This window comes from Mycobacterium sp. NS-7484 (genome assembly GCF_001953975.1).
Classification (GTDB): domain Bacteria; phylum Actinomycetota; class Actinomycetes; order Mycobacteriales; family Mycobacteriaceae; genus Mycobacterium.
Genome location: NZ_MBEJ01000069.1, coordinates 67,201 through 82,915, shown reverse-complemented (window position 1 = coordinate 82,915; position 15,715 = coordinate 67,201). Strand labels below are relative to the sequence as shown.

Annotated in this window: 18 protein-coding genes; 14 read left to right on the top strand and 4 right to left on the bottom strand. The window is 66.7% G+C overall.

Going from position 1 to position 15,715, the window contains the following annotated elements:
* Window positions 1-10: 10 nt before the first annotated feature.
* Window positions 11-325, bottom strand: a complete 315-nt coding sequence (locus tag A5733_RS12700) for a type II toxin-antitoxin system VapB family antitoxin (RefSeq protein ID WP_076240356.1) — start codon at window positions 323-325, stop codon at window positions 11-13.
* A 148-nt stretch (window positions 326-473) separates the two neighbouring features.
* Here A5733_RS12700 and hrcA point away from each other — a divergent pair, with 148 nt between their 5' ends.
* The 8 genes from hrcA (at window position 474) to era (ending at window position 7,851) form a co-directional block, all read left to right on the top strand.
* Window positions 474-1,505, top strand: coding sequence for a heat-inducible transcriptional repressor HrcA (gene hrcA, locus A5733_RS12695; protein WP_067773902.1), 1,032 nt, complete (start codon window positions 474-476; stop codon window positions 1,503-1,505).
* Between the two features lie 42 nt (window positions 1,506-1,547).
* Window positions 1,548-2,690 (top strand): molecular chaperone DnaJ, encoded by a 1,143-nt coding sequence (gene dnaJ / locus A5733_RS12690; protein ID WP_067773802.1) that lies wholly within the window; start codon window positions 1,548-1,550, stop codon window positions 2,688-2,690.
* A 4-nt stretch (window positions 2,691-2,694) separates the two neighbouring features.
* A complete protein-coding gene (locus A5733_RS12685) occupies window positions 2,695-3,444 on the top strand; it encodes a 16S rRNA (uracil(1498)-N(3))-methyltransferase (protein ID WP_076240355.1) in 750 nt (249 codons plus the stop codon).
* Window positions 3,445-3,690: 246 nt separating this feature from the next.
* Window positions 3,691-4,740 (top strand): PhoH family protein, encoded by a 1,050-nt coding sequence (locus A5733_RS12680; protein ID WP_076240354.1) that lies wholly within the window; start codon window positions 3,691-3,693, stop codon window positions 4,738-4,740.
* Window positions 4,737-5,273 (top strand): rRNA maturation RNase YbeY, encoded by a 537-nt coding sequence (ybeY, locus tag A5733_RS12675; RefSeq protein ID WP_067773811.1) that lies wholly within the window; start codon window positions 4,737-4,739, stop codon window positions 5,271-5,273. Before A5733_RS12680 ends, ybeY begins: the two co-directional genes overlap by 4 nt.
* Entirely contained in the window at window positions 5,270-6,571 is a 1,302-nt protein-coding gene (locus tag A5733_RS12670) for a hemolysin family protein (protein WP_076240353.1), read from the top strand. The genes ybeY and A5733_RS12670 overlap by 4 nt, the downstream gene beginning before the upstream one ends.
* The gene (locus A5733_RS12665) at window positions 6,564-6,881 is read left to right on the top strand and encodes a cytidine deaminase (RefSeq protein WP_076240352.1); all 318 of its coding nucleotides are present in this window, start codon (window positions 6,564-6,566) and stop codon (window positions 6,879-6,881) included. Before A5733_RS12670 ends, A5733_RS12665 begins: the two co-directional genes overlap by 8 nt.
* Window positions 6,882-6,951: 70 nt before the next feature.
* Window positions 6,952-7,851 carry a GTPase Era gene (gene era, locus A5733_RS12660; RefSeq protein ID WP_067773820.1) on the top strand — a complete coding sequence of 300 codons (900 nt, stop codon included), beginning with the start codon at window positions 6,952-6,954 and terminating at the stop codon, window positions 7,849-7,851.
* Between the two features lie 63 nt (window positions 7,852-7,914).
* Here the strand turns inward: era and A5733_RS12655 are convergent, their stop codons facing one another.
* Complete coding sequence (locus A5733_RS12655) at window positions 7,915-9,405, bottom strand: amidase (RefSeq protein ID WP_076240351.1); 1,491 nt, start codon at window positions 9,403-9,405, stop codon at window positions 7,915-7,917.
* Window positions 9,406-9,468: 63 nt separating this feature from the next.
* Between A5733_RS12655 and recO the strand changes: the two genes are divergently transcribed.
* The 4 genes from recO to A5733_RS12635 are packed head-to-tail and all read left to right on the top strand — an operon-like array spanning window position 9,469 to window position 12,001.
* Window positions 9,469-10,323 (top strand): DNA repair protein RecO, encoded by an 855-nt coding sequence (recO, locus tag A5733_RS12650; RefSeq protein WP_067773908.1) that lies wholly within the window; start codon window positions 9,469-9,471, stop codon window positions 10,321-10,323.
* Window positions 10,259-11,152, top strand: coding sequence for a decaprenyl diphosphate synthase (locus A5733_RS12645; RefSeq protein ID WP_067773823.1), 894 nt, complete (start codon window positions 10,259-10,261; stop codon window positions 11,150-11,152). The genes recO and A5733_RS12645 overlap by 65 nt, the downstream gene beginning before the upstream one ends.
* A 1-nt stretch (window position 11,153) precedes the next feature.
* Window positions 11,154-11,600: a hypothetical protein gene (locus A5733_RS12640; RefSeq protein ID WP_076240350.1), complete on the top strand. Its 447-nt coding sequence runs from the start codon at window positions 11,154-11,156 to the stop codon at window positions 11,598-11,600.
* Window positions 11,597-12,001: an NUDIX domain-containing protein gene (locus tag A5733_RS12635; protein WP_076240349.1), complete on the top strand. Its 405-nt coding sequence runs from the start codon at window positions 11,597-11,599 to the stop codon at window positions 11,999-12,001. The genes A5733_RS12640 and A5733_RS12635 overlap by 4 nt, the downstream gene beginning before the upstream one ends.
* A 76-nt stretch (window positions 12,002-12,077) precedes the next feature.
* Here A5733_RS12635 and A5733_RS12630 read toward each other — a convergent pair whose 3' ends face one another.
* Entirely contained in the window at window positions 12,078-12,476 is a 399-nt protein-coding gene (locus A5733_RS12630; protein ID WP_067773832.1) for a Fur family transcriptional regulator, read from the bottom strand.
* Window positions 12,473-12,766, bottom strand: coding sequence for a helix-turn-helix transcriptional regulator (locus A5733_RS12625; protein ID WP_231965799.1), 294 nt, complete (start codon window positions 12,764-12,766; stop codon window positions 12,473-12,475). Before A5733_RS12625 ends, A5733_RS12630 begins: the two co-directional genes overlap by 4 nt.
* 172 nt (window positions 12,767-12,938) lie before the next feature.
* On the opposite strand from A5733_RS12625, the gene A5733_RS12620 reads away from it, so the two are divergent.
* Together A5733_RS12620 and A5733_RS12615 are read left to right on the top strand one after the other, a co-directional pair.
* Complete coding sequence (locus A5733_RS12620) at window positions 12,939-14,330, top strand: glycine--tRNA ligase (protein WP_076240348.1); 1,392 nt, start codon at window positions 12,939-12,941, stop codon at window positions 14,328-14,330.
* 285 nt (window positions 14,331-14,615) lie between these two features.
* On the top strand, window positions 14,616-15,707 hold the full coding sequence (locus A5733_RS12615; protein WP_076240347.1) for an IS110 family transposase: 1,092 nt from the start codon (window positions 14,616-14,618) through the stop codon (window positions 15,705-15,707).
* The last annotated feature ends 8 nt before the right edge of the window (window positions 15,708-15,715 follow it).

Below are 15,715 nucleotides of genomic sequence, written 5' to 3'. Positions count from 1 at the left end.
GACCCGGCGGTCAGGCCGGGCTGGGCGCCAGCGCGTCCATGTCGAACAACCGGGCGTGCAGGATGGTCCGGTTACGCAAGGCCGCGCGCACCGCGCGGTGCAGGCCGTCCTCTAGGTAGATGTCACCGCGCCACTTCACGGCGTGCGGGAACAGATCGCCGTAGAACGTGGAGTCCTCCGACAGCAGCCGATCCAGCGCGAGCACCGTGGTGGTGGTGACCAGTTCGTCGAGACGCAGCTGGCGCGGCGGGATGCGGGACCAATCCCGGTGGGACAGCCCGTGCTCGGGGTACGGTTTGCCTTCTTGGACGCCTTTGAAGATCATCGCCGGCCCACCTCGGTCGCAGCGTCGCGCGGTGTCGACATCGGCATGGTTGCCCAGGCTAATACGCTCGATCGGTCAACCTGCGGCTGGTCAGTAAAATGAACCGGGCAACATGGACATGTCGCGGCTGCGAAGGGTAGGTGAACTGGTGGGGAGTGCCGACGAACGTCGTTTGGAGGTGCTGCGGGCCATCGTCGCCGACTTTGTGGCCACCAAGGAGCCGATCGGTTCCAAGACCCTGGTGGAGCGGCACAACCTCGGCGTATCGAGCGCCACGGTACGCAATGACATGGCGGTGCTGGAAGCCGAGGGCTACATCACCCAGCCGCACACCAGTTCGGGGCGAGTGCCCACCGAGAAGGGTTACCGCGAGTTCGTCGACCGGATCGACAACGTCAAGCCGTTGTCGTCGTCGGAGCGTCGCGCCATCTTGTCGTTTCTGGAGTCGGGGGTCGATCTGGACGACGTGCTGCGGCGCGCGGTACGGCTGCTGGCCCAGCTGACCCGGCAGGTCGCCATCGTGCAGTACCCCACGCTGTCCACCTCGACGGTGCGACACCTGGAAGTGGTGGCGTTGACCCCGGCCCGCCTGCTGCTCGTGGTCATCACCGACTCGGGCCGAGTGGACCAGCGCATCGTGGAACTCGGCGACTCGATCGACGAGCACCAACTGTCCAAGCTGCGCGAGATGCTGGGGCAAGCGCTGGAAGGCAAACCGATCAGCGCCGCGTCGATCGCCGTGAGCGATCTGGCCAGCCACCTCACCGGACGCGACGCGCTGGCCGATGCGGTGGGCCGCGCGGCGACGGTCCTGGTCGAGACGCTCGTCGAGCACACCGAGGAACGGCTGCTGCTCGGCGGCACGGCCAACCTGACCCGCAACACCGCCGATTTCGGCGGATCGCTGCGTTCGGTGTTGGAGGCGCTCGAGGAGCAGGTGGTGGTACTGCGACTGCTGGCAGCCCAGCAGGAAGCGGGCAAGGTGACCGTGCGTATCGGTCATGAGACCGAGGCCGAACAGATGCTGGGGACATCGGTGGTCAGCACGGCGTACGGCAGTTCGGGCAAGGTATACGGCGGTATGGGTGTGGTGGGTCCCACCCGAATGGACTATCCGGGAACTATCGCCAACGTCGCGGCGGTTGCTCTCTACATCGGCGAAGTCTTAGGTACCCGGTAAGACAGCCGGTCATCCGGCACGGAAAGGTCAGGCAAGGTCAGCGTGGCACGCGATTATTACGGCTTGCTCGGAGTGAGCAAGGGCGCGAGTGATTCGGAGATCAAACGTGCCTATCGGCGGTTGGCACGTGAGCTGCATCCCGACGTCAACCCCGACGAAGAGGCACAGAGCCGCTTCACCGAGATCCAGGTCGCCTATGAGGTGCTCTCGGATCCGGAGAAGCGCCGAATCGTGGACATGGGCGGCGACCCGATGGAATCCGTCGGCGGCGCCCCCGGCGGGTTCAGCGGCTTCGGCGGTCTCGGCGACGTATTCGAGGCATTCTTCGGCGGCGGGACGTCCTCGCGCGGGCCGATCGGCCGGGTGCGGCCCGGAGCCGATTCGCTGTTGCGGATGCGGCTGGATCTGGCCGAATGCGCCACCGGCGTCACCAAGCAGGTGACCGTCGACACCGCCGTGCTGTGCGATCTGTGCCACGGCAAGGGCACCAACGGAAACTCCACGCCGGTGGCGTGCGACACCTGCGATGGACGTGGCGAGATCCAGACCGTGCAACGCTCGCTGCTGGGCCAGGTGATGACCACCCGTCCCTGCCCGGTGTGCGGCGGCATCGGCGAGGTCATTCCCGATCCGTGCAACCGCTGCGGTGGTGACGGCCGGGTGCGGGCCCGCCGCGAGATCAGTGTGAAGATCCCGGCCGGTGTCGGCGATGGCATGCGGGTGCGGCTGGCCGCCCAGGGTGAGGTCGGGCCGGGCGGCGGTCCGGCCGGAGACCTCTACGTCGAGGTGCACGAGAAGCAACACGAAACGTTCGTCCGGGACGGCGACGATTTGCACTGCACGATCTCGGTGCCGATGGTCGATGCGGCGCTGGGCACCACGGTCACCGTCGACGCGATCCTCGACGGCGCCACCGAACTCACCATCGAGGCGGGCACCCAGCCCGGTGCGGTGACCACGCTGCGTGGGCACGGTATGCCGCATCTGCGCTCGGGCGTCCGCGGCGACCTGCACGCCCACATCGACGTCGTGGTGCCGTCCCGGCTGGACAGCACCGACACCGAGCTGCTGCGCAAGCTGAAGGAGAACCGCACCCGCGACGCCGCCGAGGTGCGCTCGACGCAGGCCTCGACGAGTTCTGGCGGCCTGTTCAGCCGGCTGCGCGAGACGTTCTCCGGCCGCTGACCCGGTGAGTGCGGCGCTTTTCTACGTCGATGTGCTGCCGGGCACGGGGCAGCTCGCCGTCGTCGACGGTGACGAGGGATTCCATGCGTCCAACGTGCGTCGCATCCGGGTCGGCGAACAGATCGACCTCAGCGACGGTGCCGGAGGCTTGGCGCACTGCGTGGTCGAGGAGACCGCCAAGGGCCGGCTGTCGGCGCGGGTGACCGAGCGGCTCGAGATCGCGCCGTCGCGCCCGGCCGTCACCGTGGTGCAGGCACTGCCCAAATCGGATCGATCCGAGCTGGCCGTCGAGCTGGCCACCGAGGCCGGTGCGGACGCCTTTGTCGCCTGGCAGGCGTCGCGGTGCGTGGCCCGTTGGGAGGGCCCCAAGGTGGACAAAGGCCTGCGACGGTGGGAGGCGGTGGCCCGTTCGGCGGCTCGGCAGTCCCGCCGCGCCCACATCCCGGCGATCGAGGGCGTGGTCTCCACGGCAGCGTTGACCCAGCGGGTCGCCGACGCCGTGGCCGGTGGGGCAGTGGTGCTGGCGCTGCATGAATCGGCCACCGCGCCTTTTATCGAATTGCCTGTGGCCCAAGCAGATTCGGTGATGATCATCGTCGGGCCCGAGGGCGGCATCGCCGACGACGAGATCGCGTCGCTGACCCGCGCCGGTGCCAGGGCGGTGCGGTTGGGGCCGACCGTGCTTCGGACGTCGACGGCAGCGGCCGTCGCGCTGGGGGCGATCGGGGCGCTGACCGCGCGCTGGGAGCTGTAGCGCATGTATGTCGGGCACGCAGACCCGGCATACAGACGTTGCCGCGCACTGTGACGAATGTGCACGTCGTCGTGCCAGACGGGCCGAAATGCCACGACAACCGACACACTCGTCACAGGGTCTGGCCCGGCACATCACCGCCCGCCTGCTCAATCATTGGGGCGTGTCGCCGGCCAGCGGTAAACTGGCAACAGTACAACGGCAGCCGGCCGTTATGAGAACCCGGAAAGCAGGCACAAACTCCACGTGACGCCCCGCGACACGACCGCTGACTCGTCGACCACCGCATCGGAATCGGTCCGCTCCAGCATCACTGTTCCGCCCGACATCATCGTGGGCCTGCTCGGCTCGGCCGATGAGAATCTGCGGGCCCTCGAAAGGCTTCTGACCGCCGACATCCACGCGCGCGGCAACGAGATCACCTTCACCGGCGAGCCGGCCGACGTGGCCTTGGCCGAGCGGGTGGTGGCCGAGCTGATCGCCGTCGCCTCCAGCGGGCAGGCGGTGACACCCGAGGCGGTGCGCCACAGCGTCGCCATCCTCACCGGTGCCGAAGATGCATCGCCGGCCGAGGTGCTCACCCTCGACATCCTGAGCCGTCGCGGCAAGACCATCCGCCCCAAGACGCTCAACCAGAAGCGCTACGTCGACGCCATCGACGCGCACACGATCGTGTTCGGCATCGGACCGGCCGGTACCGGAAAGACATACCTGGCGATGGCCAAGGCAGTCAGCGCGCTGCAGGCCAAGCAGGTCAACCGGATCATCCTGACCCGACCCGCGGTGGAAGCCGGTGAGCGCCTCGGCTTTCTGCCGGGGACGTTGACCGAGAAGATCGACCCGTACCTTCGCCCGCTCTATGACGCGCTGCACGACATGATGGATCCGGCGGCGATCCCGAACCTGTTGGCCGCTGGGGTGATCGAGGTGGCACCACTGGCATTCATGCGTGGCAGAAGCCTCAATGACGCGTTCATCATCCTCGACGAGGCGCAGAACACCACCGCCGAGCAGATGAAGATGTTCTTGACGCGACTGGGGTTCGGCTCGAAAATCGTTGTCACCGGCGACGTTACGCAGGTCGACCTGCCCGGCGGGGCGCGATCGGGCCTACGGGCCGCGATGAACATCCTCGACGGCATCGAGGACATCCATTTCGCGGAACTCACCAGCGCCGACGTCGTCCGCCACCGCCTGGTGTCCGAGATCGTCGACGCCTACGCCCGACATGAGGAGCCGGCTTTGCTCAACCGTGCCCAACGCCGTTCGTCGAACGGACGGCCCCGCCGATCATGAGCATCGAGGTATCCAACGAGTCGGGCATCGACGTCTCCGAGGACGAGCTGATCAGCGTCGCCCGCTTCGTCATCGCCAAGATGGACGTGCACCCGGCGGCCGAGTTGTCGATGGTGTTGCTGGACAGCGCGGCGATGGCCGACCTGCACATGCGGTGGATGGACCTGCCCGGTCCCACCGATGTGATGAGCTTCCCCATGGACGAGTTGGAGCCCGGCGGTCGCCCCGATGCGCCCGAGCCGGGTCCGGCCATGTTGGGTGACATCGTGTTGTGTCCGGAGTTCGCCGAACAGCAGGCGGCCAAGGCCGGGCACTCGCTCGGTCAGGAGCTGGCGCTGTTGACCGTGCACGGGGTGCTGCACCTGCTCGGCTACGACCATGCCGAGCCGGACGAGGAAAAAGAGATGTTCGCGCTGCAACGTCAGCTGCTGGAGGAGTGGGTGGCCGAGCAGGTCGAGGCGTACCACGCCGACCGGCAGAGCGAGAAGGACCAGCGGTTGCTGGACAAGTCACGATATTTCGACGAACCGTGACCGGCATCCTTCCGCTGCTCGGCGCCGTGGTGCTGGTCGGTTTCGGCGGGTTGTTCGCCGCCATCGACGCTGCGTTGTCCACCGTCTCGATCGCGCGCATCGAGGAACTGGTCCGCGAGGAGCGCCCCGGCGCCGCGCGGCTCGGTCGAGTTGTCGCCGAGCGGCCCCGGTACACCAATCTCGTTGTGCTGCTGCGGATCACCTGCGAGATCAGCGCCACCGTGCTGCTGGTGTCCTTCCTGGACGGGCTGCTCGGTGTCGGCTGGGGCTTGGTGGCCTCGGCCGCGATCATGGTGGTGACGAGCTTTGTGGCCATCGGCGTCGGCCCGCGCACGGTGGGCCGGCAGAACGCCTACTCCATCGCGTTGATGTCGGCGCTGCCGCTGCAGGCGATATCGGTGCTGCTCACCCCGATCAGCCGGTTGCTGGTGTTGATGGGCAATGCGTTGACCCCGGGCCGGGGCTTCCGCAACGGGCCGTTCGCCTCCGAGATCGAGCTGCGCGAAGTCGTGGACCTGGCTCAGCAGCGCGGCGTGGTGGCCGACGAGGAACGCCGGATGATCCAGTCCGTCTTCGAACTCGGCGACACCGCCGCCCGCGAGGTGATGGTGCCGCGCACCGAGATGGTGTGGATCGAAAGCGATAAAACAGCCGGCCAAGCGACATCGTTGGCGGTGCGTAGCGGCCATTCCCGCATCCCGGTGATCGGTGAGAACGTCGACGACATCGTCGGCGTGGTCTACCTGAAAGACCTTGTCCAGCAGACGTACTACTCGACCAACGGCGGCCGCGACACCAATGTGGCGCAGGTGATGCGCTCAGCGGTGTTCGTCCCCGATTCCAAGCCACTGGACGAACTGCTCAGCGAGATGCAGCGCGACCGCAACCACATGGCACTGCTGGTCGATGAATACGGCGCAATCGCCGGTCTGGTCACCATCGAGGACGTGCTGGAAGAGATTGTCGGCGAGATCGTCGACGAGTACGACGCCGGCGAGGTGGTGCCGATCGAAGACCTCGGCGAGCGGGAGTACCGGGTATCGGCACGACTGCCGATCGAAGACGTGTGTGAGCTCTACGATCTGGCTCCGGACGAGGATCTCGACGTGGATACCGTCGGCGGGTTGGTCGCTTTCGAACTGGGCCGGGTGCCCCTGCCGGGCGCCGAAGTGACGTGGAACGGTCTGCGGTTGCGCGCCGAGGGCGGTTCCGACCATCGCGGACGGGTGCGGATCGGCACGGTGCTGGTCAGCCCGGCTGAAACTGCGGAACAGGAGACGCGAGATATAGATGACTGAGCTCGACGCTGAAGACACCAAACTCGTGGTGCTGGCACGCGGGGCGATGGGCCGCGCCGAGGCGTCCAATGGCGCGGCGGTGCGAGACCAGGACGGACGGACCTACGCCGGCGCGCCGGTGTCCTTGGCGGCGTTGCAGTTGACGGCGCTTCAGTCGGCGGTGGCCGCGGCGGTGTCCAGTGGTGCCACCGGCATTGAGGCCGCCGTGCTGGTCGGCGGTGCCGCTGACGACGCGGGCGTGGCTGCTGTGCGGGAACTGTCCGCCGACGCCGCGGTGATCGTCACCGATCGGGCGGGGAACGTTTCATGACCGCCGAGCGTGCGGTGAGATCGTCGATTCAGCTGATTTCGCGATCTGTATGCACACTCGAGGAGCTCGGATGACGGAATTCCGTTCCGGATTCGTCTGTTTCGTCGGCAGGCCCAACACCGGCAAGTCGACGTTGACCAACGCGCTGGTGGGCCAGAAGGTCGCGATCACCTCGAACCGCCCGCAGACCACGCGCCACACCATCCGCGGCATCGTGCACCGCGAGGACTTCCAGATCATCCTCGTCGACACCCCCGGGCTGCATCGGCCACGCACCCTGCTCGGGCAGCGGCTCAATGACCTGGTCAAGGACACCTATTCCGAGGTGGACGTGATCGGGTTGTGCATTCCCGCCGACGAGCGCATCGGTCCCGGCGACCGCTGGATCTATCAGCAGATCCGCGCAGTGGCGCCCAAGACCACCTTGATCGCTGTGGTCACCAAGACCGACAAGGTCGCCAAGGACCGTGTGGCCGAACAACTTCTGGCGGTCAGCGAGCTGGTCGGCCCGGACACCGACATCGTGCCGGTGTCAGCCACTGCCGGCGAACAACTCGACGTCCTCACCGACGTCCTGGTGTCGAAGCTGCCGCCGGGGCCGGCGTATTACCCCGACGGCGAGCTCACCGACGAGCCCGAGGAAGTATTGATGGCCGAGCTCATCCGCGAGGCCGCGCTCGAAGGCGTGCGCGATGAGCTGCCGCATTCGCTGGCGGTGGTCATCGAGGAGGTGGAAGAGCGTGAGGGGCGCGACGACCTGATTGATGTGCACGCCATCCTTTACGTCGAGCGCGACAGCCAGAAAGGCATCGTGATCGGCAAGGGCGGCGCCCGGCTGCGTGAGGTCGGCACGGCCGCCCGCACTCAGATCGAAAAGCTGCTCGGCACAAAGGTTTACCTCGACCTGCGGGTCAAGATCGCCAAGAACTGGCAGCGCGATCCCAAGCAGTTGGGCCGGCTGGGGTTCTGAGCCGCAGCGCCTGACTGCTCCTCGCCGACCCACGCAGGATGCATCCAACGCACCAAATTTCGGCTAACCAGCCCGCCTCTCGAACGCGTTGATCGCAGCGGCCGCCTGGGAGGCGTCGGTCTGGGACGGGGTGTTCCACCAGATGTCGGGTTGTTTGGCGGCCCAGCCGGTGATCGCCTCCAACTCGGCGGCCAGTGAAATCAGCAGGGGCTCACTGTCGGCCGGCCCCATCAGCTGGACACCGATCGGCAGACCGTCGGAGGTGAATCCGGCGGGCACGTTGATCGAAGGCCAGCCGAGCAGGTTCCACGGCCAGGTAAGTGGACAGGCCGCAATCGAGGCGCGTTCGGTGGCCGACCACCCGCGACGATCGAATTCGTGTGTGAGCGGCGGTGGTTGGGCCGTGGTGGGCGCGACGATGACGTCGACAAGGTTGAAGATCCAGGACATCCGACGCTGTGCGGCGGCTTCGTGCACACGGGCCTTGCGCAGCGCATTCTCCGAAAGCAGCCGGCCGATCCGCATGTTGGCCACGGTGCGCTCGTCGTATTCCACATCGCCGAGCCGCTCGGCCCAGTCCAACAGGCCGGCCGTGGAGCGGGCCAGGAAGTCCCATGACATCTGCAGGGAGTAGTTGGGGTCCTTTTCCACCACGCTGTGCCCCAGTTGCTCGAGCTGCTTTCCGACGGACTTCAGCGTGCGGCGGATCTCGGGGTGCAACTCGGCTGGGAAGCCGGTGAAAGGAAATTTGGTGGACAGGGCCACTCGCAGTGGTCCGGGTGCGCGGCTGACATATTCCGCGGCCTGGATCGGCGCCGGCTTGTGCAGATCGCCGTCGGCGTTGCCGGAGGCGGCATCGAGCACCAGGGCGGCATCGGTGACGGTCCGGGCCAGCACGCCGTTGACGGTGATGCCGTTGAACGCCTCGGGCAGCGGCCAGGTGGAGATACGGCCTCGCTGCGGTTTGATGCCGACCAGGTGTGTCCACGCCGCCGGGATGCGGATGCTGCCCGCGCCGTCGGATCCGATCGCCGCGGTGACCAGACCAGCGGCCACCGCCGCGGCACTGCCGCCGGAGGAGCCGCCCGGGCTGTGCTTGCGCGACCAGGGATTGCGGGTATGCCCGGAGCCAGGCCCGCCGGAGAACGGCCACTGGCCCAGCTCGCAGGTGTTGGTCTTGCCGACGATGACCGCGCCGGCCGCGCGCAGTCGGCGTACCACCTCGGCGTCGGCGGTGGGCACGTACCCGTCGCCGACGGTGCCGAACCGGGTCGGCACCCCGGCGATGTCGACGTCGTCCTTGACCGCGATGGGGATCCCCGACAACAGGCGATACCGACCTGCGGCCCGCTCGCGATCGGCGCGGGCGGCGTCGGCCATGGCCTGATCGGTGAGCACCACCCGAAAGGCGTTGAGGGTGGGCTGGCTGGCCGAAATCGCTTGCAGGGAACGGCTTACCAGCTCCTGGCAGGTAAGGGCGCCGCTGGCTAATTCATAGAGCTGATTGGTCAGGGTCGGAAAGAGTGGAGCAGTGGAGTCGGTGGATTTGGCCATCACTTTCGAGGATATCGGCGCTGCGTCACGGAACCTGTCCGGCCATGATGCGACACTGTCACGATGCGGCTGTATCGGGACCGGGCGGTGGTGCTGCGCCAGCACAAGCTCGGCGAAGCCGACCGGATTGTCACCTTGCTCACCCGCGACCATGGCTTGGTGCGCGCGGTGGCCAAGGGGGTTCGGCGTACCCGCAGCAAGTTCGGCGCCCGGCTGGAACCGTTCGCCCACATCGACGTGCAGCTGCACCCGGGCCGCAACCTCGACATCGTCACCCAGGTGCAGGCCATCGACGCGTTCGCCGCCGACATCGTCAGTGACTATGGCCGCTACACCAGTGCCTGCGCGATGTTGGAGACCGCCGAGCGGCTGGCCGGCGAGGAGCGGGCGCCGATGCCCGACCTGCACCGGCTCACGGTGGCCGCGCTGCGGGCCATCGCCGACGGCCGCCGGGCCCGGGAGCTGGTGCTGGACTCCTACCTGCTACGGGCGATGACGATCGCCGGATGGGCACCGGCGCTGACCGAATGCGCCCGCTGTGCCGCACCCGGCCCGCACCGGGCGTTTCACGTCGCCGCCGGCGGCAGCGTGTGCGTGCACTGTCGGCCCAGCGGATCGTCCACCCCACCGCAGCCCGTGCTGGAGCTGATGTCGGCGCTGCACGAGGGTGACTGGGAATATGCCGAGGCCTCCTCATCGAGCCATCGCAGCCAGGCCAGTGGATTGATCGCGGCGCATCTGCAGTGGCATCTGGAAAGACAGCTGCGGACATTGCCTCTGGTCGAGCGCGTGTACCGGATCGATCGGACAGTCGCCGAGCAGCGGGCCACGCTGGTCAGGCAGGATATGGCCCATGGTTTTGAAGCGGGACAAGCAGCAGGACAAGACCACCTACCCACAGCTGCCCCCGGCGCCTGAGGACTATCCGGTCTTCCCGGATACCTCGACGTGGCCCGTCGTCTTCCCGGAGATCCCGCCCGGCACCAACGGGCGCTTCGCCCGCCCGCCCCAGCACACCTCCAAGGCCGTCGCGCCGCGGATCCCGGCCGACCAGGTGCCCAACCACGTCGCGGTGGTGATGGACGGCAACGGCCGCTGGGCCACTCAGCGCGGGCTGGGCCGAACCGAGGGACACAAGATGGGTGAGGCGGTGTTGATCGACATCACCTGCGGCGCCATCGAGCTGGGCATCAAACACCTGAGCGTCTATGCGTTCTCCACCGAGAACTGGAAGCGCAGCACCGAAGAGGTCCGGTTCCTGATGGGCTTCAACCGGGAGGTGGTGCGCCGCCGTCGGGAAAATCTCAACGCCATGGGCGTGAACATGCGCTGGGTGGGGTCGCGGCCCAAGATGTGGCGCAGCGTCATCAAAGAGTTCGACATCGCCGAGCAGATGACGGTCGGCAACGACGTCATCACCGTCAATTACTGCGTCAACTACGGCGGGCGCACCGAGCTCGTCGAGGCAGCACAGGCGCTGGCCGCCGAGGCCGTCGAAGGCAAGATCAACCCCAACCGGATCAGTGAGGCGACCTTCGCCAAGCATCTGCACCGTCCCGACATCCCCGACGTCGACCTGTTCATCCGGACCTCGGGGGAGCAGCGGGCCAGCAACTTCCTGCTGTGGCAGTCGGCATACGCCGAGTTCGTGTTCCAGGACAAGCTGTGGCCGGACTACGACCGGCGCGATCTGTGGGCGGCCTGCGAGGAGTACGTGAACCGCAACCGGCGCTTCGGACGGGCCTGACATGACCGACCTTCTTCAGCGGTTGTCCACGGTGCTCGGCGAGGTGTCCTCGGTCGTCGAGGAGCCCGACGGTGCGCTGACGGTGACGGTCGACGGATCGGTGGCCTCGGTGCGAGTGGTGGCCATCGCCGAGGACCTCGAGATGGTCTCGCTGACCCAGCCGTTGGCCTGGGATCTGCCGCTGAACAACAAGATTCGCGAGCGGGTGTCCGAGCACGCCAGCAAGACCATGCTGGGCACGGTGGTGTTGGTGGAGAAGTTGGTCGAGACCCCCGCCAACGGTGCGACGCCCAAGGGCGCTACCCGCAAGCGGCCGGCCAAGAAGGTCGCCGATGTGATGTTGCGCTACAACTTCCCGGCCGCCGGACTGACCGACGACGCGCTGCGCACGTTGATCCTGATGGTGCTGGCCACCGGTGCCGACGTGCGCCGCGACCTGATGACGTGAGCGCCCCGGTCATTCGGATCGTGGCGGCGGTCGTGCTCGACGCGAGCGGCCGGCTGTTGGTGGTGCGCAAACGCGGGACGACGGCCTTCATGCAACCCGGCGGCAAGATCGAGCGGGGGGAGCAGCCGATCGAGGCGCTTCTTCGCGAGGTACGCGAAGAACTCGGCGTCGGATTCGACCCGGCGACCGCCGAGGAGCTCGGCCACTTCCAGGCGCCGGCGGCCAATGAACCCGGCCACTTCGTCGACGCGTGGCTCTACCTGGTGAGCTTGGGCGGCACGCCGCAGGTGCAGGCCGAGATCGAGGAAATGTTGTGGGTGGACCCGCTTGAGCCGGGCGGCGTTCGGCTGGCGCCGCTCACCGAGCACACGGTGCTGACGCTGGTACGCGAGCGCGCTTAGCGTCCCCGCGTGTGAAGCGCCAGGGCGGAAAAACGGCCGTGAAACCGCCACCACGCTTCATACGCGGAAAGTCGCGTCAGCTGTCCCCGTCGCTGCAACCGCGGCACATGCCGAAGATCTCGATGGTGTGGCTGACGTCGGAGAAGCCGTGCTCGCGGGCCACGTCGGCGGCCCAGGTCTCGACCTGGCCTCCGGTGATCTCGACGGTCGCGCCGCAGGCCCGGCACACCAGGTGGTGGTGATGGTCTTCCGAGCAGCGTCGGTAGACCGATTCACCGGTGTCGGTGCGCAGGGTGTCGACGCTGCCGGTGGTGGCCATGGATTGCAGGGTGCGGTACACCGTGGTCAGGCCGATACCTTGGCCGCGGCGGCGCAACTCGTCGTGCAGTTCCTGGGCTGAGCGGAAGCCGTCGGTCTCGTTGAGCAGGTCGGCGATGGCCGCCCGCTGCCGGGTGGAGCGGACCGCGCCCGTCACGGGTGCTCCTCCCCGGCATGGGCCACGGCATCGGCGACGATGTGGGCCAAGTGGTGGTCGACCAGTTGGTAGAGCACCTCACGTCCGGCGCGCTCGCTCGAGACGACTCCGGCTTGTTTGAGAATCCGCAGATGCTGGCTGACCAGCGGCTGTGGCACGTCGAGCGCATCGACCAGTTCGTGCACGCACCGTGCCGACTGTTGCAACTGCAGCACGATGGCGATCCGCAACGGGGCGGCCAGCGCACGCAGCAGTTCGCCTGCGGTGTCGAGGACCTCACGCGGCGGCATCGCCGGTGCCGGGGCAGTGGTGTGCTCGCGGGCGTCATCGTGCTGAATGTCCGCCAAATTGGAAACCGTTTTCATTACCGCTCACAATACATGCGCGATATTGCATGTCAACCGGTCCGGCCCTCGCGGCGGATTATCGCTGCCAGCGTGCCGGTGGCTACGCTGTTGCACCGTGGCTCCGTCTTCGATCATCGACACCGTTGCGAACCTGGCGAAACGCCGTGGCCTGGTCTACCAGTCCGGAGAGATCTACGGCGGCACCAAGTCCGCGTGGGACTACGGGCCGCTCGGTGTGGAACTCAAAGAGAACATCAAGCGGCAATGGTGGAAGTCCATGGTCACCGGCCGCGACGATGTCGTCGGCCTGGACAGCGCGATCATCCTGCCGCGGCAGGTCTGGGTGGCCTCCGGTCACGTCGATGTCTTCAACGACCCGCTGGTGGAATGCCTGAACTGCCACAAGCGTCATCGTCAGGACCACATGCAGGAGGCCTACGCGGCGAAGAAGGGGCTCGATGACCCTGACTCGGTGTCGATGGACGAGATCGTCTGCCCGGATTGCGGCACCAAGGGGCAGTGGACCGAGCCGCGTGACTTCAACATGATGCTCAAGACCTACCTCGGCCCGATCGAGTCCGAGGAAGGTCTGCACTATCTGCGCCCGGAGACCGCGCAGGGCATCTTCGTCAACTTCGCCAACGTGGTCACCACGGCACGCAAGAAGCCGCCGTTCGGCATCGGCCAGATCGGCAAGAGCTTCCGCAACGAGATCACCCCGGGCAACTTCATCTTCCGCACCCGCGAGTTCGAGCAGATGGAGATGGAGTTCTTCGTCGAGCCCTCGACCGCCCCGGAATGGCACAAGTACTGGATCGAGACGCGGCTGCAGTGGTACGTCGACCTCGGCATCGACCGCGACAACCTGCGGCTGTACGACCACCCCAAGGAAAAGCTGTCGCACTACTCCGACGGCACCGTCGACATCGAGTACAAGTTCGGCTTCGCCGGCAACCCGTGGGGTGAGCTCGAAGGTATCGCCAACCGCACCAACTTCGACTTGTCCACGCACGCAAAGCATTCCGGCGCGGAGCTGTCGTTCTACGATCAGGGCACCGACACCCGGTACGTGCCGTACGTGATCGAGCCGGCGGCCGGCCTGACCCGCTCGCTGATGGCGTTTCTGGTCGACTCCTACACCGAGGACGAGGCGCCCAACGCCAAGGGCGGGGTGGACAAACGCACGGTGCTCAAGCTCGACCCGCGGCTGGCCCCGGTCAAGGCCGCGGTGCTGCCGTTGTCGCGCAATGCCGACCTGTCACCCAAGGCCCGCGACCTGGCCGCCGAGCTGCGCAAGAACTGGAACGTCGAGTTCGACGACGCCGGTGCGATCGGCCGGCGCTACCGCCGTCAGGACGAGATCGGCACACCGTATTGCGTGACAGTCGATTTCGACACCCTGGAGGACAACGCGGTCACCATCCGCGAGCGCGACGCCATGACCCAGGAGCGCATCGCGCTGGACAAGGTGTCGGACTACCTGGCGGTGCGGCTCAAGGGCTGCTGACTTTCCTCGCCGAGAAGACACAAACCCGTACTTTTTCGGCCGAAAAGGTACGGGTTTGTGTCTCAGTGTCAGTCTGGATTTTGCCGCGTTGCAGTGGTTGGGTCTGGATCATCTGGTGTCTGGCTCAGTTTGTGTCTGCCGTCCTCGTGTGGGGGTTGGCGTTGAGCAGTAGTGCCGGCATCAGATGTGAAGGACCGGCCGGCGTGACTTGATAGGAGCGTGGCATCGCCCCCGACTGAGAAGTGTCCGCCGACCGGCCCAACCTCAACACACCCCTCTTCATGACTGAAGGAGGCAACCATCATGGTTGTTGTTGGAGCCGATGTGCACAAGTCCACTCACACCTTTGTCGCCGTCGATGAGGTCGGGCGCACGCTCGGGCAGAAGACCGTCAAGGCCACCACCGACGGGCATCTCAAGGCCATCAAGTGGGCCCGCGAGCAGTTCGGTACCGAGCTGCTCTGGGCTATCGAGGACTGCCGCAACATGTCCGCGCGGTTGGAACGTGATCTGCTCGGCGCAGGGCAGAACGTGGTGCGGGTGCCCACCAAACTGATGGCCGCCACCCGCAAGTCCGCCCGCACTCGAGGCAAGTCCGATCCGATCGATGCCACCGCGGTGGCCCGAGCAGCACTGCGCGAACCTGACCTGCCGATCGCCTCTCATGACCAGACCTCGCGGGAATTGAAGTTGTTGACCGATCGCCGCGATGTCCTTGTCGCCCAGCGCACCTCAGCGATCAACCGGGTGCTGTGGCATGTTCATGACCTGGATCCCGAGTGGGCCGCGGCGTTGGGTTCGCTGACCGCGCTCAAGCATCAGAAGGCGTTGATGGCCTGGTTGGCCGACCGAGTGGGTGTGGTCGCTGAAATCGCCCGTGCCGAGGTGGGCGACATCATCCGGCTCACCGGTGAGATCAACGCCTTGGCCAAGCGGTTGACCGCCAGCGCCCAGCAGCACGCTCCGACTCTTCTGCAGATCCCCGGGTGCGCGGAGCTGACCGCGGCCAAGATCCTCGGTGAGGTCGCCGGCATCGGCCGGTTCAAAAGCGAGGCCGCGTTCGGCTGCCACACCGGAGTCGCGCCCATCCCGGCCTGGTCAGGCGCCAGCGCCGGGCAGATGCGGCTAAGCCGGGCTGGTAACCGTCAACTCAACGCCGCCATCCATCGCATCGCGGTGACACAGATCCGGATGACCGGCAGCGCCGGGCAGATCTACTTCCAGAAACTGCGCGATGCCGGCAAACCCAAAGCCGCGGCCCGTCGCTGCGTCAAACGCCGCATCGCCCGCCGCGTCTACCAAGCCCTACGCCACGACGCAGGACTTCACAACGACCACCAAAACACAGTCAAGCCGCCACAATCAGCGGCGGCTTGACATAGGAG

Excerpts from the sequence above, each read along its gene's own strand:
- A5733_RS12645 (WP_067773823.1), top strand. The coding sequence starts at position 10,259 with ATGGTTTTGAAGCGGGACAAGCAGCAGGACAAGACCACCTACCCACAG.
- era (WP_067773820.1), top strand. The coding sequence starts at position 6,952 with ATGACGGAATTCCGTTCCGGATTCGTCTGTTTCGTCGGCAGGCCCAAC.
- A5733_RS12700 (WP_076240356.1), bottom strand. The coding sequence starts at position 325 with ATGATCTTCAAAGGCGTCCAAGAAGGCAAACCGTACCCCGAGCACGGG.
- A5733_RS12665 (WP_076240352.1), top strand. The coding sequence starts at position 6,564 with ATGACTGAGCTCGACGCTGAAGACACCAAACTCGTGGTGCTGGCACGC.
- ybeY (WP_067773811.1), top strand. The coding sequence starts at position 4,737 with ATGAGCATCGAGGTATCCAACGAGTCGGGCATCGACGTCTCCGAGGAC.
- A5733_RS12625 (WP_231965799.1), bottom strand. The coding sequence starts at position 12,766 with ATGCCGCCGCGTGAGGTCCTCGACACCGCAGGCGAACTGCTGCGTGCG.
- recO (WP_067773908.1), top strand. The coding sequence starts at position 9,469 with ATGCGGCTGTATCGGGACCGGGCGGTGGTGCTGCGCCAGCACAAGCTC.
- A5733_RS12655 (WP_076240351.1), bottom strand. The coding sequence starts at position 9,405 with ATGGCCAAATCCACCGACTCCACTGCTCCACTCTTTCCGACCCTGACC.
- A5733_RS12640 (WP_076240350.1), top strand. The coding sequence starts at position 11,154 with ATGACCGACCTTCTTCAGCGGTTGTCCACGGTGCTCGGCGAGGTGTCC.